Source organism: Sphingobium sp. 15-1 (genome assembly GCF_013375535.1).
GTDB lineage: Bacteria > Pseudomonadota > Alphaproteobacteria > Sphingomonadales > Sphingomonadaceae > Sphingobium > Sphingobium aromaticivastans.
This window is the reverse complement of sequence record NZ_JABXJG010000001.1, coordinates 3,037,803-3,057,683: the sequence shown is the minus strand read 5'-3', so window position 1 is coordinate 3,057,683 and position 19,881 is coordinate 3,037,803. Positions and strand designations below refer to the sequence as shown.

Here is a 19,881-nt window from a genome sequence, read left to right as displayed (position 1 = left end):
CATCCGGGGAAGGATGGACTCCCGACATCCTTCCCCGGCCCTTGCGAGACGGGGGAGTGAGGCGGATGGCAAAGCGCTCGATCGACAGGAACGCCACCGGATTGCTGCTGGCCGGGCTTGCCCTGTGCGCGCTGCTGATGAGCGGCGCCTTCTTCCTGCACCTGCGCCGCGCCACCGACGGCCATTTCGAAGCGGCCGCGGCCAAGGCCCGCGCCCTCCCCGGCGTGACCCTGACGGACGGTCATCCCGGCGTCATCGTCACCAGCATGGAAACCGACGGCCAGGCGGCGCGGCTGGGCATCAGCGTCGGGGACGGCGTGGTCAGCCTGAACGGCACGCCGATCAGTTCGCTGGATCAGGCCAGCGCCTATCTGTTACACCATCCCCAGCCACGGATAGCGCTGGGGCTGAAACATGCGGATCACATGCGCGTGGTGATGCTGGACCGGCCGGAAGGGGGACGATGAGCCACAAGATATTGGTGGTGGAGGATGACGCCGCCACCGCCGCCTATGTCGCCAAGGGCATGAGCGAGGCGGGCTTCACCGTCGACCGGGCGGACAATGGCCGCGATGGCCTGTTCCTGGCGAGCGACGGCAGCTATGGCGCGATCATCCTCGACCGGATGATGCCGGCGATGGACGGCATGGCGATGCTGAAGGCCCTGCGCGCCGCAGGGATCGAGACCCCGGTCATCATCCTGTCGGCGCTCGGCACGCCGGAGGACCGGGTGGAGGGGCTGACCAGCGGCGCCGACGATTATCTGGTGAAACCCTTCGCCTTTGCCGAGCTGCTGGCCCGCGTGCAGTTGCTGCTGCGCCGGGGTGGCAGCGGCAGCGCGGTCGTCACCAATTTGCGCCATGAGGATCTGGAGATGGACCTGCTCTCCCGCCGGGTGAAGCGGGGATCGCGCACCATCGACCTGCAACCGCGCGAGTTCCGCCTGCTGGAATTCTTCCTGCGCCATCCCGATCAGGTGGTGACGCGCACCATGCTGCTGGAAGGGGTGTGGGATTATCATTTCGATCCGGGTACGAACGTCATCGACGTGCATGTCAGCCGCCTGCGCCGCAAGCTGGACGAAGGCGGCGAGGCCGGTGGTTCCAGGCCGCTGCTGCATACGGTGCGCGGCATGGGGTATCGGCTGGGGCCGGAGAATTAGGGCGTGTGGGGAGGTGGCCATTACAGCTTTTGGTCATATCCAGCCATTAAGCGCTCCGTGCTCCTGCGAAGGCAGGAGCACGGAGTATGTTCCGGCTAGATATGTCCGCTCTCCACCCAAAAAGGCCCATTAGCAATCCCTAAGACCCTCTATAACCGCCGCTGGTTCGCCTTTGCCCGCTCGACCATCGGGCGGTTCGTGGGCCTGGCCTTCCTCTGCCAGTTCCTGGTGACGGGCGGCGTGTTGCTGTTCGTCCAGCAGGCGAGCCAGCGCACCGTCGTCGCCGCCGACCAGCAGGCGGTGGAGGATACCCGCGACGACCTGCTCGCCCTCCATCGAAGCGGCGGCGCGGCGGCCCTGCGCAGCGAAATCGCGCGCCGCTTCCGCGGTGTGGAGGGGGAACGCGCCGTGCTGCTGCAGACCGATGCGGCGGGGCGCCCGGTCAGCGGCAATCTGGGCGCCTGGCCCGCCAGCCTGTCCGCCGACGGACGCTGGCGGATCATATCGCTCTACCGCATCGGCCGCGACGAGCCGGAGCCGATCGGCGTCATCCCCGTGAAGCTGAAGGGCGGCGGGCAATTGCTGACCGGCATGGTCATTTCCAACAGCCTGCAACTGGCGCGCATCTATGAGGAGGCGCTGAGCGTCGCCTTCATCATGAGCCTGGTGCTGGCGCTGGGCATCGCCATCATGCTGGGCCGCATATTGGCACGGCAAGTGTCCGACATCGCGCAGACCGCCAATGATGTCGCGGTGGGCGCGCTCGACCGGCGGGTGCCGACAGACGGCAGCGGCGACGCCTTCGACCGGCTTGGGGCATCGATCAACGCCATGCTGGAGCGGATCGACGCGCTGGTGACGCAGCTCCGCATGATGACCGACGGGCTGGCGCATGACCTGAAGTCGCCGGTGACGCGGCTGATCTCCGTGGTGGAGCAGGCCAGCGCCCAGACGGGGGATGACACCGCGCTCGACGCGCTGGAAAAGGTGCATCATGAGGCGCAGACGCTGCGGTCCATGCTGACCACCGCACTGCTGATCAGCCGAACCGAGGCGGGCTTTGGCGGCGACCTGCTGCGCGACACCCATGTCGCGGAATTGCTGCGCGACGTGGGGGAAGTCTATGGCCCGCTGGTGGAGGATAGCGGCTTCGCCCTGACGATTGCCGCGCCCGAAACGCTGGTCTTTCCGCTGCACCGCGAACTGGTGAGCCAATCGCTCGCCAATCTCATCGAAAATGCGCTTTATTATGCGGAGGGCGGCGACAGCATCGCGCTGAGCGCCGCGTTGCAGGATGGCCATCTGCTGATCTGCGTGGCCGACAACGGCCCCGGCATCCCGGCGGAGAGCCATGCCGCCGCGCTCAAACGCTTCGGCCGGTTGGACCCGGCGCGCAGCAAGCCCGGATCGGGGCTGGGCCTGTCGCTGGTGGAGGCGGTAGCGCGACTGCACCATGGCACCGTGACGCTGGCGGACAACCGCCCTGGCCTGAAGGTCATGCTGATTTTACAGCGGCCATAGGACGGGTCGACATTCAGCTATTTCGTATCCGTACGATTAGCTCCAGCTTTATTCCAAATCGTCATGCTGAACTTGGTTCAGCATCCATTTCTCCCCATGAGCCGTAGGGGGTAGAGGCACAATGGATGCTGAACCAAGTTCAGCATGACGTCCCTTATATTTTGTAGCTGAATGCCGACACAGCCTATGAAAAGTGGGCGCCGGTTATCTACTTAAAACGATGCGGTAACAGAAACTTAGAGCGCGCAGCCTGCGTCAGATTTAACGCAGCGCACTCAAGAAAGCGCATCCCGGACGATGGCCTGACGCGTGCAGTTCATCAGACCCCGCCCGGGATGACAGCCGTTGCCTTGCTTGGAGAGCATGACAACGTTGTCTCATCCCTCTAGACGTTTGCCCCCATGGGATCAAGGTCATTTTTCACGTTCGCATCCTGGCAAGGCGGTCAGGAACAGACATTTTTACGATAGCGGCATGAATCAAAGCCTTGGGAGCGGCCGATATTCCGGGTAAACGTTGTTTCCTCCGCCCTCCTTCCATGGCAAGAGCGGAATATGCCTGTCCTTCCCTCCGTCCGTCGCCGCTGATGCCCAGCATCCATGACGTCGCGGCATTGGCCCGCGTATCGATCAAGACCGTGTCCCGCGTGGTCAACAAGGCGCCCAATGTCAGCGAGGAACTGCGCGATCGGGTGACGGCGGCGATCCGCCAGCTTGGCTACCGGCCCAACCAGTCGGCGCGGCGGCTGGCTGGCGGGCGGTCCTTCATGATCGCCTTCCTCTACAACAACCCGGCCCCCTCCTATAATAGCGGCATCCAGTCCGGCGCGGCGAACCGGTGCCGGGACATGGGCTATCATCTGGTGGTCGAGCCGATGCCGCTGGCGGGGGAGGAGCGGTTCGCCATATTGGACCGGCTGGTCGCGGCGCTGCGGCCCGACGGCGTCTTCCTGGTGCCGCCGCTGTCGGACGACGCGCCCTTGCTCCAGCGCCTGTCCGAACTGAAGCTGCCCTGCGCCCGCATCGCCGGGTCGGTGATGGCGGAAAGTTTCAACATCCCCACGCCCGAACGCGCGGCGGGGCGGATGGTCGCGGATCATCTGATCGGCCTGGGCCATCGCCGCATCGGCGTCATCACCCCGCCCGCCAGCCACAAGGCCGCCATGCAGCGCGTCGAGGGCTTTCGCGACGGCATGGCCGCCGCCAACCTGCCGCTGGACGAGGCATTGTTCGTGGAAGGCGCGTTCGATTTCGAATCGGGAATAGCGGCGGGCGAGCGTCTGCTGGCCCAAAGCGAGCGCCCGACGGCGATCTTTGCTGCCAATGACGATATGGCGCTTGGCACGCTGACCGTCGCGCACCGGCTGAAGCTGCGCGTGCCGGAGGATGTGTCGGTGGTCGGCTTCGACGATACGCCCGCCGGGCTTACCGCCTGGCCGCCGCTTACAACCGTCAGCCAACCGCTGGAGGCGATGGGAAGCGCGGTGATCGATGCGCTGGCGGGAGGGGCTGGCGATACGCCGCACTTCACCTTCAGGCTGGTGCAGCGCGACAGTTCGGGGCCTGTGTCGGTTTAGCTTTACAGTTGCATTTTTGATTTGATATGAGCGCGCCGTGCTGCAGCCTGATGCGCTCGTCTCCAGCATGACCAAGCGATGATGTAGGCGGGCCGGATACGGCGCTGAGCAAGCTTGTTGGCGATCCGTCGGACTTCCTGGATCGACCATCGGATCAGATCCTGATGGTCGGCATCCTCAGTCTTTTTGGGGGCGTTGCGTCGTTTGCGCGATACCGGATCACCGCCATCATGGCGAAGGCGAGCATCACGAGCGAGACGTGGCGGTGCCAGCCATGCCATGATCGCGTTTCGTTGTGGTCAAGGCCGAGTTCGTTCTTGGCGGTTTCGAAGCCGTCTTCGATTGCCCAGCGATGGCCTTCGACGGACACAAGCGCCTGGATGTCTGTCCCGGCGGGACACCAGGTTGTGAAGAAAGCGAGATCGCCGTCGCTGATATTGCGGCGGATCAGAAGACCGCGGGTCCAAAGGCCCGATTTCGTCTCATCATATTCATCGGCTTCGAGATCGGCGAGTTCACAGTAAGCCCAGTCATGAAGCCGTGCGCCCTTGGTCCCCTCGCCAGCGGACAAGCGCTGCCACGCATGAGGCGCAAGGTCACGCGCGATTTCTTCCGCCGTGCCTGCAACCGGGGGCTTTCCTGCCCATGAGCCGAAATGGTGATCGGATTTAACCCCGAGGACATAGCCTTTGCAGGCTCGGCGCAGCGCGCCTTCAATGTCTCCGACGCCGTACACCGCATCTGCAGCTACCCATGAAAAGGGCACATCCACTGCCAGCGCGCGCTGTATCATATCGACAGCCAAAGCTGGCTTGGTGGCGAAGGCGACCGTCTCGGGAACGTGGGTGGCGGCCAGCCTTGCCGGGTCGCTCGTCCAACTCTTGGGCAAATAGAGCGCCCGATCGATAAAGGCGTGACCCCGCGCCGACACATAGGCAGCGAACACACCAATCTGGCAGTTCGTAATCTTGCCCGCCGAGCCGGTATATTGACGCGCAACACCACAGGACGCCTTGCCCTGCTTGAGAAATCCGGTCTCATCAATGACCAGAACTGCCTCCTGTGTGGCGAGGTTCTCGACAACATACTCCCGCACAATGTCGCGAAGCCCGTCCGCGTCCCAGCGCCCCCGGCCCAAAATAGCTTGCTGTCGCCAGGGGCCCGGATCACCCGCCGCCTCAGCGCGCATCCAACCCGTCTTACGACGCTCGTCGCCCAGCACACCATCCAGGAAAAGGTTCGCTGACGCTGCAACTCGTTCCTGCGTGAACAAGCCGCGCATACGAGCCTTCACGTCGCGAAGCGACGATGCCCATAGCTCCAGCGTGGTCTCAATCGATGTACCCGTCATCCACGGCCTCCTTACCATGGAGACCCATTGATTCAGAGTTTCAATCAATATGCAACTGTAATGTTAGGGTGGGAAGCTGCCTTCACCATAGCCGTCATGCTGAACTTGTTTCAGCATCCATTTCTCCCCACATTCCGCCGTCTGTGGGGCACGATGGATGCTGAAACAAGTTCAGCATGACGTGTGTGGCAAAGGCAGCTTATGTCTCCTATCGGCCAATTTCGGTCCTAACGCCTAACCCCCATAGAGATAGGCCGGCAAACCCCGCACCCCAGGAAACACCTCGAAAAACGCGCCGTCATATTTGCTCTCGGGCAGACCAGTCGCCGCCGAACTGACGAACATCCGGTCCAGCGCTTCCCCGGCGAAGCAGATATTCGTCACCTGTTTCGCCGGCAGCGCAATCGACCGGTCCAGCTTCCCGTCCGGCGTGAAGCGGCTCACCCGGCCGCCGCCCCAATGCGCGACCCAAAGATGCCCCTCCGCATCCACGGTCATGCCGTCGGGATAGCCATCCTCCTCGGTAAAGCGGATGAAGGGCTGGCGATCCGCGAGGCCGCCATCGGCCGTCCGGGTGAAGCGATACATCATCCGCCGCGCCGTATCGCTATGGTAGAGCCATTGGCCGCAGGGCGAGAAGGCCGGGCCGTTGGGCACGCGATAGCCGCTGTCCATCACCGCCCAACGGCCGTCGGGATCGAGGCGGTAGAGCGCGCCCACATCCTGCTCCTCGGCCATGTCCATGGTACCGCACCAGATGGCGCCGCTGGCGTCGGCCTTGCCGTCGTTCATACGGCTGCCGGGTAGATACGGCTCCGGATCGCCCAAGGGCATGATCGCCAGCGGATCGAGCGTGATCCGGGCAAAGCCGCTCTGGAAGCCGCCGAGGAAGCCGCCGCCCACCCGCTCGACCACCCAGCCCAGCGGTTCAGGCATGGCCCAGCGCTGAACGGCGCCGTCATCAAGCGACAGCCGGTTGAGCGCTTTGCCAAGAATGTCGGTCCAGTAGACCGCATTCTCCCGCGCCGACCACAACGTCCCTTCGCCCAGCGTGTCGCGCGCCTCGCGCTCGATCTTGCACCATTCAGCCATAGTCAGCCCCTTAGCGCTGGACCGACAGGCGATAGATCATCTGGTGATGATAGGGCTTGCCGGGCTCGACCCGCGCCGACAGGAAGTTGGGCTGGTTGGGCGAGTCCGGGAATTTCTGCGGCTCCAGCGCGATGCCGTCACCCATGCGGTAGAGATGCCCCTGCTTGCCGACCAGCGTGCCGTCGAGGAAATTGCCGGCGTAGAATTGCACGCCCGGCTCGGTGCTCAGCACTTCGAGCACGCGGCCCGAAGCCGGATCTTCCAGCCGCGCCGCCAGTCCAGGGGTCTTGGTCGCGCCCTTGTCCAGCGCGAAATTATGGTCATAGCCGCGCCCGGCGACGATCTGCGCGTCGCGGCCGTCGCGAATGCCTTCCGCCACGCGGCGCGGCGCGCGGAAATCGAACAGGCTGCCTTCCACCGGCTTCAGTTCGCCGGTCGGGATCAGATTGGCGTCGACCGGGGTGAAGGCCTTGGCCGGGATCGTCAGCATATGGCCCAGCGCCCCGTCCGCCGATCCCTCGCCCGCCAGGTTGAAAATGGCGTGGTTGGTCATGTTGACGATGGTCGGCTTGCTGGTCTTCGCGTCAAAGGCGATGCCCAGATTGCCCGCCTCGTCCAGCGTATAGGTGACCGTGGCGTCGAGCTGGCCCGGATAGCCCGAATCGCCGTCGGGGCTGGTGAGGGACAGGACCAAAGTCGCGGTCGGCCCGCTTTTCAGCGACACGACCTTCCACACCTGCTTGTCGAATCCCTTGCCGCCGCCATGCAGCGTGTTCACCTTGTCGTTGAGCGGCAACTGATAGCTCTTGCCGTCCAGCGTGAACTTGCCGCCAGCGATGCGGTTGGCGTAGCGGCCCACGGTCACACCGAAATAATTGGGATGGTCGACATAGCCGGCCAGATCGTCATAGCCGAGCAGCACATCGGCCACTTTTCCGTCGCGGTCCGGCCCGGCGAGCTTCTGCAGCGTCGCGCCATAGGTCAGGATGGTGGCCGACACGCCCCGTCCATTCTTCAACGTGATCGCCTCGATCTGCGTGCCGTCGGCCAGCTTGCCTGCGGGCGCGCGGCTGGCTTCCGCCGCATGGGCGGGAGCGCTTGTCAATAGGAGGAGGGCACCGTATGACAACGTTGCCAAAACCGTTCTGTTCATAAAGGCCTTTCGCATGCAGTTCCTCCCGGACGCCATTGACGCGCCGTGGGCAGGGATATACTCCTACATAATAATCGGGCGCAACCCTGTTCCGGCGGCGCTTCATCTCGACTTTTCCGGAGAAGGATGAATGGCAGGACCCATTTCCTCTACCGCGGCCCCCGCCGCGGCCTATAATCCCGGCACGCGCTATGGCCCTGCGCTGACGTTGCTGGCCAGCCTCTTCTTCATGTGGGGCTTCATCACCGTCATCAACAATACGCTGCTGCCGCATCTGCGCAGCGTGTTCGAACTCAGCTACACCCAGACGACGCTGATCGAATCGGTTTGGTTCATCGCTTATTTCTTCGCCTCCATCCCATCGGCCAAGCTGATCGAGCGGATCGGTTACAAGAGGTCGATGGTGACGGGCCTGCTGATCATGGCGGCGGGCGCGCTGGGCATGATGCTGGCCGCGTCCATCCCCTCCTATGGCGTGACTTTGGTCATGCTGTTCGTCATCGCTAGCGGCATCACGCTGCTCCAGGTCGCGGCGAACCCCTATGTCGCGGTGGTCGGCAAGCCCGAAACCGCTTCCTCGCGGCTCAATCTGGTGCAGGCGATGAACTCGGCGGGCACCATGCTGGCCCCGATGTTCGGCGCCTATCTGATCCTCGGCCGGTCGAAGGGCGGCACGGCGCAGGGCGAAATCGTGCTGACCCAGGCAGAACGCCTGGCCGACGCCCAGTCGGTGGTCCTGCCCTATGCGTTGGTGGCCGTCGTGCTGGTCGTGCTCGCCGTGGTGATCGCGCGTTTCCCGCTGCCGGACATGGGCGCATCGACTTCCCGGCTCGCCAAGGAGGAGCGCAAGCATCTCTCGCTCTGGTCGCACCGCAATCTGGTGTTCGGCATTCCCGCCATCTTCATCTATCTGATCGCGGAAATCGGCGTTGCCAATCTGTTCGTGAACTTCGTCAGCCAGCCCAGCATCGCCAACCTCACCCATGAGCAGGCGGGCCGTTACCTGACCTTCCTCTGGGGCGGGATGATGGTCGGCCGCTTTGCCGGCAGCGCGATCATGCAACGCTTCGACGCGGGCAAGGTGCTGGCGGCTTTCTCGATCGGTGCGTTCGTCGTGATGATAACCACCGTCTTTGCCCATGGGCCGGTCGCCATGTGGTCGCTGATCCTGGTGGGGCTGTTCCACTCGATCATGTTCCCGACCATCTTCACCCTTGGCATCAAGGGGCTGGGGCCGCTGACCGAGGAAGGATCGGGCCTGCTGATCATGGCGATCGCGGGCGGCGCGCTGGTGGTGGTGCAGGGGTATCTGGCGGACCATTTCGGGTTGCAGACCAGCTTCCTGCTGACCGCGCTGTGCGAGCTTTACATCTTGTTCTACGCGCTGTGGGGATCGAAGCCGACCCACGCGCTGCCCGATCAGCAGATCGGGTGACGGAGCCGAGGGTCGCAAACCTCGAAACCGGAAAAGGCCGGAGCGGGATGTCCGCTTCGGCCCTTTTTATCCTCCCCATCGAGAGATGGGGAGGGGGACCGCTCGCAAAGCGAGTGGTGGAGAGGAATGGGCGCGACCTGTGCGTTTTCCCCTCCACCACCGCTTTCAGCGGCGTCGAAGAGAGGCACGTGACTCTCTTCGACCCTCCCCACGCTTCACGTAGGGAGAATTTGGATCAGCGCGTCATCGCGCTTGCCGTATCCTCCAGCGCCAGGTCCACCAGCACGCCCATCGCCTCGGCCGCCGCCGCTGCATCGCCTGCGGCAATCGCGTCGAACACGCGCACATGATCCGGGATCGGGTTGCGCGGCAGGGCGCGCGCCCGCTGCTTGAACTGGGTGGTCCAGTTGACCGCCGCGCCGATGCTGGCCGACAGCGTCTGCAGCGCGTCGTTGCGCGTCGCGTTCAGGATCGCATTGTGGAAATCGCGGTCCGCCGCCCGCCCCGCCTCGGTCGCCAGCGTGTGGCGGCGCATCGCAGCGAGCGCGTCCTTCATCAGCCTGATGTCGTCCTTGGTCCGCCGCTGCGCCGCCAGCCGTGCCGCCGCCGGCTCGACAATGGCGCGCAGTTCGAACAGATCGCGCACAAACTGCACGTCCGGCTCCCCGGCAAAGGCCCAGGCCAACACCTCGGGATCGAGCAAGTTCCAGCGGTTGCGCGGCAAGACCCGCGTCCCCGCCTTGGGCCGGCTTTCGACCAGCCCCTTGGCGGTCAGCACCTGGATCGCCTCGCGATAGGCGCTGCGCGACACTTCCAGTTCCTCGGCAAAGGCGACTTCGCCCGACAGCACGTCGCCCGGCGCATATTGGCCGGACAAGATCGCCGTTCCCAGCTTGTGCGCAATGGCGCCATGCAGCCGCCTGCCGGGGCCCCGCGCTTCCTTGGCCGCGCCCGCTTCACCCCCGTCAGCTCCCTTCAAGAGCCGCTTTTCGTCAGCCATTCATGCTCCTCCGGCTCCCTCCTTAGCAGTCGATCGGCTAAGGTGAAACACAATCATTGCCTTCCCCGGCATCCTGTAATATGTCGGAGTAATAAGGAGATTCACAGGACGGATAAAGCCCCGTCTTTCGACCCATAAGGCTGACGATAGGCTGCGCGACACTCTGGTGCGCGCGAAATGACTGACAATTGAACCATTTGATGAAATTTGGCCAGCGCCGACAGAGGCGCGCGGGAGGAGATTTTTCATGACTTTGCGCCTGTTGCAGCACCGTGCCGACAGCGGTGCCCGCTCCGTCATCGCGGCAGAGGGCGATGCGGCGCATTTCCTTATCGGGGTAGAGACCATCCGCGCCCTTGCGCTGGACGCCATCTCCAAGGACATTTCGCTGGCTGAGACCGTCGCCGCCACCGCCAGGGGCGACGCCGTCGACATCGCCGCCGAGTTTGAGGCTGGCCGCCTGCTCGCGCCGATCGACCATACGGACGCCGCCCATGTGCAACTGACCGGCACGGGCCTCACCCATCTCGGTTCCGCCGAAGGCCGCGACAAGATGCACCGCGAAGCCGCCGCCGCCGAGACCAAGACCGACAGCATGCGCATGTTCCTGGAGGGGCTGGAAGGCGGCAAGCCCGTCCCCGGCGCCGTCGGCCAGCAGCCCGAATGGTTCTACAAAGGCGACGGGTCGCAGCTTGTCGGCCCGACCGATCCGCTGACCATGCCCGCCTTCGCCCAGGATGGCGGCGAGGAGCCGGAAATCGCGGGCATCTACATCATCGGCCCCAATGGCCAGCCCTATCGCCTCGGCCTGGCGCTCGCCAACGAGTTCAGCGACCATGTGACGGAGCGGCACAATTATCTCTGGCTCGCCCACTCCAAGCTGCGTCAGGCGGCGCTCGGCCCGGAATTGCTGGTCGGCCCCGCGCCGGAGCATATCGAGGGCAGCAGCCGCATCCTGCGCAATGGCGAGACGATCTGGGAAAAGCCCTTCCTCTCGGGCGAGGGCAATATGTCGCACAGCCTCAGCAATCTGGAACATCATCATTTCAAATATGATCTGTTCCGCCGCCCCGGCGACGTGCATGTCCATTTCTTCGGCACCGCGACGCTTTCTTTCACGGACGGCGTGCAGACCCAGGAAGGCGATGTGTTCGAAATCCTCGCCGCACCCTTCACCCTGCCGGTGCGCAATCCACTGAAGCGCGCCGCGCCGGTCGAAGTGACCGTCCAAGTCCTCTAAGGCGATGGACCCAATCCGCATCGCTATCGTCGGCATCGGCAAGATCGCGCGGGACCAGCATGTCCCCGCGATCCGGGGCAACAGCGCCTTCAGCCTCGCCGCGACGGTCAGCCCGCAGGATGCGGGGCTGGAGGGCGTGCCGCATCTCGCCAGCCTCGACGCCTTGCTGGCGGAGGGACCGGCGGTCGACGCCATCGCGCTCTGCACACCGCCGCAGGTGCGGTACGAACTGGCCTCGCAGGCCTTGGCGCGGGGCATCCACCTGTTCCTGGAAAAGCCGCCCGGCGCCACTTTGGCCGAAGTCGCGGCGCTCGAAGCGCAGGCGGGCAAGGTCGGCGTCAGCCTGTTCGCGGCCTGGCACTCGCGCTTTGCGGCGGGCGTCGCCCCGGCCCGCGCCTGGCTGGCCGAGCGGCGGGTCGAAAAAGTGTCCATCGTCTGGCGCGAGGATGTGCGCGTCTGGCATCCGGGGCAGGCGTGGATCTGGGAACCGGGCGGGCTTGGCGTGTTCGATCCTGGGATCAACGCGCTCTCCATCGTCACCCATATTCTGCCGCGTCCCTTCTTCCTGAAGGACGCCACTCTGGTGCTGCCGGAGAACCGCGCTGCGCCGATCGCCGCCGACATCGCCTTCCGCGACACGGGCGGCGCGGCGATCCATATGGACCTCGACTGGCGCCAGACCGGCCCGCAAAGCTGGGACATCATCGTCGAGACGGACGCGGGCACGCTCAAGCTCAGCCAGGGCGGCGCCGTGCTGCACCTGCCCAGCGGCACGGAGCATGGCGAGGATATTGAATATGCCGGCCTCTACAGCCGCTTCGCCACGCTGATCCGGGGCGGGCGCAGCGATGTGGACACCGCGCCCTTGCGGCTGGTCGCTGACGCCTTCCTGCGCGGCAGGCGCAAAACGACCGAAGCATTTTACGATTAAGTTCAGGGAGAGAAGAATGATCAAGGCCCTGCGCCGCACCACTGCCGCGCTTCTGCTCTGCGCCACCGCGCTCACCGCCGCGCACGCGCAGACCGACGGCAAGCCGACGAGCGCGACCATCCATGCCGACAAGCCCGGCGCGACCTATGACAAGGCGATCTTCACCCAATTTGCCGAGCATCTGGGCAACGGCATTTATGGCGGCCTGTGGGTCGGCAACGACCGGTCGATCCCCAACACCAACGGCTTCCGCAACGATGTGGTGGCGGCGCTGCGCAACCTGTCGGTGCCGATCATCCGCTGGCCAGGCGGCTGCTTTGCCGACGAATATCATTGGCGCGAGGGGATCGGCCCGAAGAAGGATCGCCCCACCAAGGTCAACACCCATTGGGGCGGCGTGACCGAGCCGAACAGCGTCGGCACTCATGAATTTTTCGAGCTGCTGCGGCAGGTCGGCGCGCAGGCCTATATTGCGGGCAATGTCGGCAACGGCACGCCACAGGAAATGGCCGAGTGGGTCGAATATATGACCGCTCCGGCGGGCAGCCTTGCCGATCTGCGCGCCAAGAATGGGCATAAGGAGCCTTGGGCCGTCCCCTATTTCGGCGTGGGCAATGAACTGTGGGGCTGCGGCGGCAATATGCGGCCGGAATTCGCGGCGGACGAGACGCGCCGCTACGCCACCTTCGTCAAGGCGCCCGCAGGCACGAAGATATTGAAGGTCGCGGCCGGGGCCAATGTCGACGATTATAATTGGACCGAGACGATGATGCGGGTGGCGGCAGACCGGCTCGACGGCCTGTCGCTGCATTATTATGTCCACCCGGCGGGCGGCTGGCCGCCGCGTGCGCCTGCGGTCGATTTCGACGAGACCGGCTGGGCCGATGCGCTGGCGGGCGCGATGCGCATGGACGAGCTGATCACGAAGCACAGCGCGATCATGGACAAATATGATCCCAAGAAGCGCATCTTCCTGGCGGTCGACGAATGGGGCGCCTGGTATGCGCAGGACCCCGGCACGCATCCGGGCTTCCTGCGGCAGCAGAACACGCTGCGCGATGCGCTGATCGCCTCGATCCATCTGGACATCTTCGCCAAACATGCCGACCGCGTGCGCATGACCGCCATCGCGCAGATGGTGAATGTGTTGCAGGCGATGATCCTGGCCGAAGGCAAGAAGATGGTGCTCACCCCCACCTATCATGTCTTCGAAATGTACAAGCCCTGGCAGGACGCCACGGTGCTGCCGATCGACATCGATGCGCCCTGGTATCACAAGGACAAGTTCGTCATGCCCGCCGTCAGCGGATCGGCGGTCCGGGCGAAAGACGGCAAGGTCCATGTCGGGCTGTCGAACCTCGATCCGAACCAGACGAACATGGTCACGGTGAAGCTGGACGGGTTGAACGCGGCGAGCGTGTCGGGCCGCATCCTGACGGCTCCGGCGATCAATGCGCACAACAGCTTCGACGCGCCGGAGGTGGTGAAACCCGCTCCCTTCACCGGCGCGCAGGTGAGCGGCGGCACGCTGACGGTGGCGCTGCCGCCCAAGTCGGTGGTCGTGCTCGACCTGCAATGAAGCCCTTGGAGCGGGCGGAGGGTGGAATCGCCGTCCGCTCCATCCTTTTTAGCTATGCCGTGTTCCTGCGAAGGCAGGAACCCAGTTGAAACGGCAGAACTGGGCTCCTGCCTTCGCAGGAGCACATGACGCCCAGAACCGCTGTCGAAGAGAGTCCGCATGGCGCTGTCAAATATGTTGAAAATGGCGAGCCTCGCCCTCCTTGCCTGCGCGAGCATCGCCGGGGCTGAGACACTAAACAGCCGCCTGACCGGCGACCTGACGCCGACCCATGACCCCGTCCTCATCCGCGAAGGCGACAGCTATCATGTCTTCAGCACCGGCCACGGCCAGCGCCTGATCGAAACCCGCACGTCGAAGGATCTGATCCACTGGACCGCGGGCGATCCCGTCTTCACCGCCCTCCCGGCCTGGGCGAGCAAGGCGATCCCCGGCAGCGACGGCATGTGGGCGCCCGACATCAGCTTCGTGGACGGCCGCTACCGGCTTTATTATTCGGTTTCGACCTTCGGCTCCAACCGCTCGGCCATCGGGCTGGCGACCAGTCCGACGCTCGATCCCAAGGCGAAGAATTACGGCTGGCGCGACGAGGGGCTGGTGGTGATGTCGACCAAGGCGGACGATTATAACGCCATCGACCCCAATTTCGTGATCGACCGCGAAGGCCGCCACTGGCTGACGCTGGGCAGCTTCTGGACCGGGATCAAGCTGTTCGAGCTGGACAGGAAGACCGGAAAGCCGCTGAAGCCCGATGAAAAGCCGATCTCCATCGCCCGCCGCCCCGCCCCGGCTGGCGGTCCGGTTCCGGTCGAGGCGCCCTTCATCGTCGATCATGGCGGCACTTACTGGCTGATGGCGTCCTATGACTATTGCTGCAAGGGCGTGAACAGCACTTACTACACCGTCATCGGCCGGTCGAAGGCGATCACCGGCCCCTATCTGGGCAAGGACGGCAGTGCGATGATGCAGGGCGGCGGCACCATCTTCCTGCGCGCCGACCTTCAGGAGCAGCAGCGCTGGCGCGGGCCGGGCCATGCGGGCTGGCTGCATGACCGGGATGGGAAAGATTATGTCGTCTATCACGCCTATGACAAGCAGGCGAACGGCGCGCCCACCCTGCGGATCGCGCCGGTCCGCTGGGGCGCGGACGGCTGGCCGATAGCCGAATATTGAGCAACCATTCACCCTCACCCTTCCGGCGCTACGCGCCTCCCTTCCCGCTGCCGCAGGCAGTGGGAAGGGTAAGGGCGACCCACGCAGGAGCATCTTGAATGACCCCAATTGACCGCCGCCTATTCCTCTCAGGCGCCGCAGCCCTCTCCGCCGCGCCGATGATCGCGCGCGCCGCTGCCCCCGCGCAGCCCGCCCCGGTCCCGGTCAACCCGCTGGTGAAGCAGCGCGCCGACGCGCAGGTCTTCCGCCATGAGGACGGCTTTTACTACATGACCGGCTCGGTCCCCGAATATGACCGGCTGGTGCTGCGCCGCTCGAAGACGCTCGCGGGCCTGTCGACCGCGGAGGAACGCGTCCTCTGGCGCCACGAAAAGACCGGCCCCATGTCCGGCTTCCTCTGGGCGCCCGAATTGCACCAGATCGACGGGCGCTGGATCATGTACTTCGCCGCCGGTCCCAGCGGCGGCGGCGAGGATGTGTTCCGCATCCGCACCTATGCCGTGGTCTGCGACGGCCCCGATCCGATGACCGGCCAATGGAAACTGCTCGGCCAGTTCCAGGCGCCGTGGGACAGCTTCAACCTCGATTCCACCAGCTTCGTCCATCGCGGCAAGCGCTATTTCGCCTGGGCGCAGCGCGAGCCGGGGATCGAGACCAACAGCAACCTCTACATCGCTCCGCTGGCATCGCCGCTGAAACTGGCAAGCAAAGCCACCCGCCTCACCATCCCGACCCTCGATTGGGAAATACGCGGCTACAAGGTGGCCGAAGCCCCCGCCCTGCTCCACCGCAACGGCCGCCTGTTCATGACCTATTCGGCCAGCGCCACCGACGCGCGCTATTGCCTGGGCCTGCTGACCGCGCCGGACGATGCCGACATCATGGACCCCAATGTCTGGGTGAAGTCGCCGCAGCCGGTCTTCACCACCTGCAAGGAGACCAGCGTCTATGGCCCCGGCCACAACAGCTTCACCGTGGACGAAAAGGGCCGCGACATCCTCGTCTATCACGGCCGGGATTATGAGGCGATCAAGGGCGACCCGCTGTTCAACCCCGACCGCCACACCCGCATCCAGCGCCTTTATTACAAGGCTGACGGCACGCCCGATTTCGGCGTGCCCGTCGGCAACGGCCCGCCGCCCGAGCGCTTCGCATCGGCCGTCGATCCCAGGGCGCTGCTGGCCCATGAGGGCACCCGCCTGATCGCGGGCAACCCGTCGCTGCCCGCCACCCAGTTCCGCCAGACCGCAGGCCGCGCCGGGCCGCAGAGCGCGATGCTCTCCCCCATATTGCTGCCCGACCATTATCTGGTCGCGGGCAAGGACGGCTCCGTCACCCTCGCCCGCGACGACCGCAGCGCCGACTTTGCGATGCGCAGCCAGTTCGTCCGATTCACCGACGAGCGGTCGGGAACGGTGCGTTTCGTGTCGATCGCGGTCACAGGCAAGGCGCTCGCCTTGGCGAAGGATCGGATCCTGCTCGCGCCCAGCCGCGACGCCACGGCGCGGTGGATCGCTGACTGACGCTACCCAAGTCCGACAAATAAAGGGATAAAGCCACCTTCCCAGTGCGGGGGCGGCTTTTTCATTGCCCCATTGATGCCGCAGGAAACTCGCATTTTCTGGGACGAGGCAAATTTGTCACAAGCTGGAAATTTTTGTTGGGCGGCGACGCAGATTCCCTCTTGCCTTCTATTACTCCGAGAAATAATTAGTCTGAGTAATTCCGGTGCCCAACGCACCCAAATCTCCAAGGGGAGGATCAACCATGGCCATGAAGCCAGCCGCTTTCACGTCTGCATCCCTGCTCGCCCTCATGCTGGCGGGCGCCGCCCACGCCCAGCCTGAGGCCGCACCGCAGGCCGCGCCGCAGCAGGACGAAACCAATGACATCGTCGTCACCGGCGTCCGCGCCTCGATCGTCGGCGCGCTCAACGTGCGCAAGGAATCGACCCAGATCGTCGATTCGATCGTCGCGGAAGATGTTGGCAAACTGCCGGACAATAATGTGGTCGAAGCGCTCCAACGAGTCACCGGCATCCAGGTCACCAACCGCACCGGCGGCGAGGCGGCGGCCATCTCGATCCGTGGCCTGCCCGACGCGCTGACCACCCTTAACGGCCGCAACATCTTCACCGCCGCCGGTCAGTCCTTCCAGTTGCAGGACGTGTCGGCCAACCTCGTCAAGCGCGTCGACGTGTTCAAGACCCGCTCCGCCGACCAGATCGAAACCGGCCTTGCGGGGCAGGTCGATGTCGAAACCCGCCGTCCGTTCGACTTTAACGGCTTCGCCATTTCCGGCCTTGCCCGCGGCATCTACAATGAGCAGGCCGACAGCTATAATCCGAACGTCGCGCTGCTGGTCAGCGACCGCTGGGAAACCGGCATTGGCGACATTGGCATTTTGGTAAACGGCAGCTACAGCCGCACCAAATATCGCGACCAGACTGTGACGGCGGGCGCCTTCGTCCCGTTCGCGACGATGACGCCGCCCGCCGGAGCGGGTCTGACGCCTTTCCAGCGTATCTTCCCGGTCGGCCGCGATCCGATCACCGGCGAATTCGGGCGGGCACCGGCGCTGGGCGCGTGGGATCCCGGCCTCAACAGCGGCCTTTCGACGGCAGCCGGCGCCACGATGGACGTCAACGGCGTCGAAACGCCCTATTATCTGTCGCGCGATGCCGCGTTCAGCTCCGACCTCTACGGCAAGCGCGAGCGCCCCTCCTTCAACGTCGCGCTGCAATGGGCGCCCAACAGCAGCTCGGTTTACACCGCCGAGGTCTTCTATGCGGGCTTCCGGGGCGAGACATTCAACAGCCTGCAATTCAGCTTCGTCGACTATTGGGCGAACCCGCAGGCGCCCACGCTCTATGACGGCACCAACATCGTCAAGGCGCGCACCGCGAACAGCGTTTACGGCTTCAACAGCGGCGACTTCACCAAGACCAGCACCGACAGCTTCGTCTATGCGCTGAACGGCAAATGGGATCTGGGCGATCGCGGCAAGATCATCGGTGACATCGCCTATCAGACCAGCAAGGTGAAGACTTCCTTCCTCGCCATGCGGACGGATCGCGTCGCGAACTCGATCGACGTCGATTTCAACGCAGGCGGCGGCATCCCTTCCTATCATTTCGACGACGACAGCCTGCTGGCCGATCCCGGCGTCTGGAACGTCGCCCAGCTTTACGACAATGCCAATCGCGACAAGGGCAGCGCCATCACCGGCACGCTCGACGGCTATTACAAGTGGGACGAAGGCTTTCTGCGCCAGATCAAGGCGGGCATCCGCATCGACCAGCGCAAGGCGTCGACCGCCGTGCGTTCCCAGGATGCCGGTGGCCCGCTGGTCCGGACCACGCTGGCCGGGCTGGGCGAAGGCGCCGCCTTCACCAATTCCGACTTCTATCAGGGCCGCGCCGATGTGCCGTCGAGCTGGACCCTGGCCAATGGCTATTGGCTGTATGACAATGCCGACACCGTCCGCGGCCTCTATGGCCTGAAGACATCCGACCAGCTTGCGCTGCAAAAGACGTTCGATATCGATGAAAGCACCATCGCCATGTATCTGCAGGCCGATGGCGAGGTGTCGATCTTCGGCCGTCCGCTGAAATTGCAGGCTGGCGTGCGCTATGTGACGGTCGACACCGATTATAACTTCTTCGACCGTTACAATGGCGGCGCACAGACCCGCGTGTCGTCGGGGTCGGACCGCTTCCTGCCCAGCTTTACCGCGCGCTATGAGATTTTCGACAATCTGCGCCTGCGCTTCAATTATGGCGAAACGCTGCGCCGCCCGAATTTCAGCGACATCAACCCCAATTACAATCTGACAGGCGACCTCACCAATGTCGGCTATGGCAGCGGCACGGCGGGCACGGCGACGCTCAAACCCACCCATTCGAAGAATTTCGACGTGGCGCTGGAATGGTATTTCGAACGCAACAGCGCCATCACGCTGACCGGCTTCCGCCGCGAGATTCAGGGTCTGGTCGTGCCGCTGACGGTTCAGGAATATATTCCGAACAACGGCATCGTTGCCGGCGCGACGAAGAATTTCGCCATCACCCGTCCGGTCAACGCGTCGAACGGCGTGCTCAAGGGGCTGGAACTGGGCCTGACCTATTTCCCCAGCTACCTGCCCGGCCCGCTCAATGGCCTGGGCTTCGTGGGCAGCGTCACCGTGCTGGATTCCAAGCAGAATATTCCGGAAACCAACTCGGCGGGCGTCGTCACCGGCGAATCCACCTCGTCCTTCTTCGGCGTGTCGGACCTCAGCTACAACGCCACGCTCGCCTATGATAACGGCCCGATCGGCGCGCGCCTGTCCTATATCTGGCGCAAGGAATTCCTGGCGAACAACGAAGCCCGCCTGTTCGCCAACCCGATCGGCGTGTGGCGCAACCCGGAAAAGAGCCTGGACCTTCAGCTCACCTGGAACGTCAACGACCGTCTGGGCGTGACCTTCGACGCGGTGAACCTGACCAAGTCGAAGCAGCAGACCTATTACAAGTTCGAGGATGTCGGCGGTCCTGATCAGTTCAACCTCGGCACCACCCTGCTGGCGCGCACCTTCGCGCTGGGTGTCCGCTATACGTTCAAGTGAGTGCCCAATGGGATGCGGTGCCTCCTCACCGCATCCCATTTCCATGGCGGCCGATCCGGGACC

Annotated in this window: 15 protein-coding genes; 11 read left to right on the top strand and 4 right to left on the bottom strand. The window is 64.3% G+C overall.

Annotated elements, in window-relative coordinates:
* The first annotated feature begins 65 nt into the window (after positions 1-65).
* From HUK72_RS14620 to HUK72_RS14605, 4 genes are all read left to right on the top strand, one after another.
* Positions 66-467 carry a PDZ domain-containing protein gene (locus HUK72_RS14620; RefSeq protein WP_066554317.1) on the top strand — a complete coding sequence of 134 codons (402 nt, stop codon included), beginning with the start codon at positions 66-68 and terminating at the stop codon, positions 465-467.
* Positions 464-1,162 carry a response regulator transcription factor gene (locus HUK72_RS14615; protein WP_176597373.1) on the top strand — a complete coding sequence of 233 codons (699 nt, stop codon included), beginning with the start codon at positions 464-466 and terminating at the stop codon, positions 1,160-1,162. Before HUK72_RS14620 ends, HUK72_RS14615 begins: the two co-directional genes overlap by 4 nt.
* Positions 1,163-1,360: 198 nt before the next feature.
* Complete coding sequence (locus tag HUK72_RS14610) at positions 1,361-2,683, top strand: sensor histidine kinase (RefSeq protein WP_369805967.1); 1,323 nt, start codon at positions 1,361-1,363, stop codon at positions 2,681-2,683.
* Positions 2,684-3,269: 586 nt separating this feature from the next.
* The gene (locus HUK72_RS14605; RefSeq protein ID WP_176597372.1) at positions 3,270-4,259 is read left to right on the top strand and encodes a LacI family DNA-binding transcriptional regulator; all 990 of its coding nucleotides are present in this window, start codon (positions 3,270-3,272) and stop codon (positions 4,257-4,259) included.
* Between the two features lie 154 nt (positions 4,260-4,413).
* On the opposite strand, the gene HUK72_RS14600 is transcribed toward HUK72_RS14605, so the two are convergent.
* From HUK72_RS14600 to HUK72_RS14590, 3 genes are all read right to left on the bottom strand, one after another.
* Positions 4,414-5,628 (bottom strand): IS701 family transposase, encoded by a 1,215-nt coding sequence (locus HUK72_RS14600; RefSeq protein ID WP_176597711.1) that lies wholly within the window; start codon positions 5,626-5,628, stop codon positions 4,414-4,416.
* A 216-nt stretch (positions 5,629-5,844) separates the two neighbouring features.
* A complete protein-coding gene (locus HUK72_RS14595) occupies positions 5,845-6,702 on the bottom strand; it encodes an SMP-30/gluconolactonase/LRE family protein (protein WP_176597371.1) in 858 nt (285 codons plus the stop codon).
* 10 nt (positions 6,703-6,712) lie between these two features.
* On the bottom strand, positions 6,713-7,855 hold the full coding sequence (locus HUK72_RS14590) for an aldose epimerase family protein (protein WP_369805966.1): 1,143 nt from the start codon (positions 7,853-7,855) through the stop codon (positions 6,713-6,715).
* A gap of 130 nt (positions 7,856-7,985) precedes the next feature.
* Between HUK72_RS14590 and HUK72_RS14585 the strand changes: the two genes are divergently transcribed.
* Positions 7,986-9,290, top strand: coding sequence for a sugar MFS transporter (locus HUK72_RS14585; protein WP_176597369.1), 1,305 nt, complete (start codon positions 7,986-7,988; stop codon positions 9,288-9,290).
* A 235-nt stretch (positions 9,291-9,525) separates the two neighbouring features.
* On the opposite strand, the gene HUK72_RS14580 is transcribed toward HUK72_RS14585, so the two are convergent.
* Positions 9,526-10,290: a FadR/GntR family transcriptional regulator gene (locus HUK72_RS14580; protein WP_176597368.1), complete on the bottom strand. Its 765-nt coding sequence runs from the start codon at positions 10,288-10,290 to the stop codon at positions 9,526-9,528.
* 247 nt (positions 10,291-10,537) lie between these two features.
* On the opposite strand from HUK72_RS14580, the gene araD1 reads away from it, so the two are divergent.
* The 6 genes from araD1 to HUK72_RS14550 all read left to right on the top strand — a co-directional run bounded on the left by araD1 (position 10,538) and on the right by HUK72_RS14550 (position 19,818).
* Positions 10,538-11,530 (top strand): AraD1 family protein, encoded by a 993-nt coding sequence (gene araD1 / locus HUK72_RS14575; protein WP_176597367.1) that lies wholly within the window; start codon positions 10,538-10,540, stop codon positions 11,528-11,530.
* A 4-nt stretch (positions 11,531-11,534) separates the two neighbouring features.
* Entirely contained in the window at positions 11,535-12,461 is a 927-nt protein-coding gene (locus tag HUK72_RS14570; protein ID WP_176597366.1) for a Gfo/Idh/MocA family protein, read from the top strand.
* Between the two features lie 16 nt (positions 12,462-12,477).
* On the top strand, positions 12,478-14,040 hold the full coding sequence (locus HUK72_RS14565; protein ID WP_176597365.1) for an alpha-N-arabinofuranosidase: 1,563 nt from the start codon (positions 12,478-12,480) through the stop codon (positions 14,038-14,040).
* A gap of 159 nt (positions 14,041-14,199) precedes the next feature.
* Positions 14,200-15,213: an arabinan endo-1,5-alpha-L-arabinosidase gene (locus HUK72_RS14560; protein ID WP_176597364.1), complete on the top strand. Its 1,014-nt coding sequence runs from the start codon at positions 14,200-14,202 to the stop codon at positions 15,211-15,213.
* Positions 15,214-15,311: 98 nt separating this feature from the next.
* Positions 15,312-16,736 carry a glycoside hydrolase family 43 protein gene (locus tag HUK72_RS14555; protein ID WP_176597363.1) on the top strand — a complete coding sequence of 475 codons (1,425 nt, stop codon included), beginning with the start codon at positions 15,312-15,314 and terminating at the stop codon, positions 16,734-16,736.
* Between the two features lie 244 nt (positions 16,737-16,980).
* On the top strand, positions 16,981-19,818 hold the full coding sequence (locus HUK72_RS14550; protein ID WP_176597362.1) for a TonB-dependent receptor: 2,838 nt from the start codon (positions 16,981-16,983) through the stop codon (positions 19,816-19,818).
* Positions 19,819-19,881: the final 63 nt, after the last annotated feature.

Excerpts from the sequence above, each read along its gene's own strand:
- HUK72_RS14555 (WP_176597363.1), top strand. The coding sequence starts at position 15,312 with ATGACCCCAATTGACCGCCGCCTATTCCTCTCAGGCGCCGCAGCCCTC.
- HUK72_RS14560 (WP_176597364.1), top strand. The coding sequence starts at position 14,200 with ATGGCGCTGTCAAATATGTTGAAAATGGCGAGCCTCGCCCTCCTTGCC.
- HUK72_RS14590 (WP_369805966.1), bottom strand. The coding sequence starts at position 7,855 with ATGAACAGAACGGTTTTGGCAACGTTGTCATACGGTGCCCTCCTCCTA.
- HUK72_RS14565 (WP_176597365.1), top strand. The coding sequence starts at position 12,478 with ATGATCAAGGCCCTGCGCCGCACCACTGCCGCGCTTCTGCTCTGCGCC.
- HUK72_RS14615 (WP_176597373.1), top strand. The coding sequence starts at position 464 with ATGAGCCACAAGATATTGGTGGTGGAGGATGACGCCGCCACCGCCGCC.
- HUK72_RS14580 (WP_176597368.1), bottom strand. The coding sequence starts at position 10,290 with ATGGCTGACGAAAAGCGGCTCTTGAAGGGAGCTGACGGGGGTGAAGCG.
- HUK72_RS14595 (WP_176597371.1), bottom strand. The coding sequence starts at position 6,702 with ATGGCTGAATGGTGCAAGATCGAGCGCGAGGCGCGCGACACGCTGGGC.
- HUK72_RS14600 (WP_176597711.1), bottom strand. The coding sequence starts at position 5,628 with ATGGTAAGGAGGCCGTGGATGACGGGTACATCGATTGAGACCACGCTG.
- HUK72_RS14585 (WP_176597369.1), top strand. The coding sequence starts at position 7,986 with ATGGCAGGACCCATTTCCTCTACCGCGGCCCCCGCCGCGGCCTATAAT.
- HUK72_RS14570 (WP_176597366.1), top strand. The coding sequence starts at position 11,535 with ATGGACCCAATCCGCATCGCTATCGTCGGCATCGGCAAGATCGCGCGG.
- HUK72_RS14550 (WP_176597362.1), top strand. The coding sequence starts at position 16,981 with ATGGCCATGAAGCCAGCCGCTTTCACGTCTGCATCCCTGCTCGCCCTC.
- HUK72_RS14620 (WP_066554317.1), top strand. The coding sequence starts at position 66 with ATGGCAAAGCGCTCGATCGACAGGAACGCCACCGGATTGCTGCTGGCC.
- HUK72_RS14605 (WP_176597372.1), top strand. The coding sequence starts at position 3,270 with ATGCCCAGCATCCATGACGTCGCGGCATTGGCCCGCGTATCGATCAAG.
- araD1 (WP_176597367.1), top strand. The coding sequence starts at position 10,538 with ATGACTTTGCGCCTGTTGCAGCACCGTGCCGACAGCGGTGCCCGCTCC.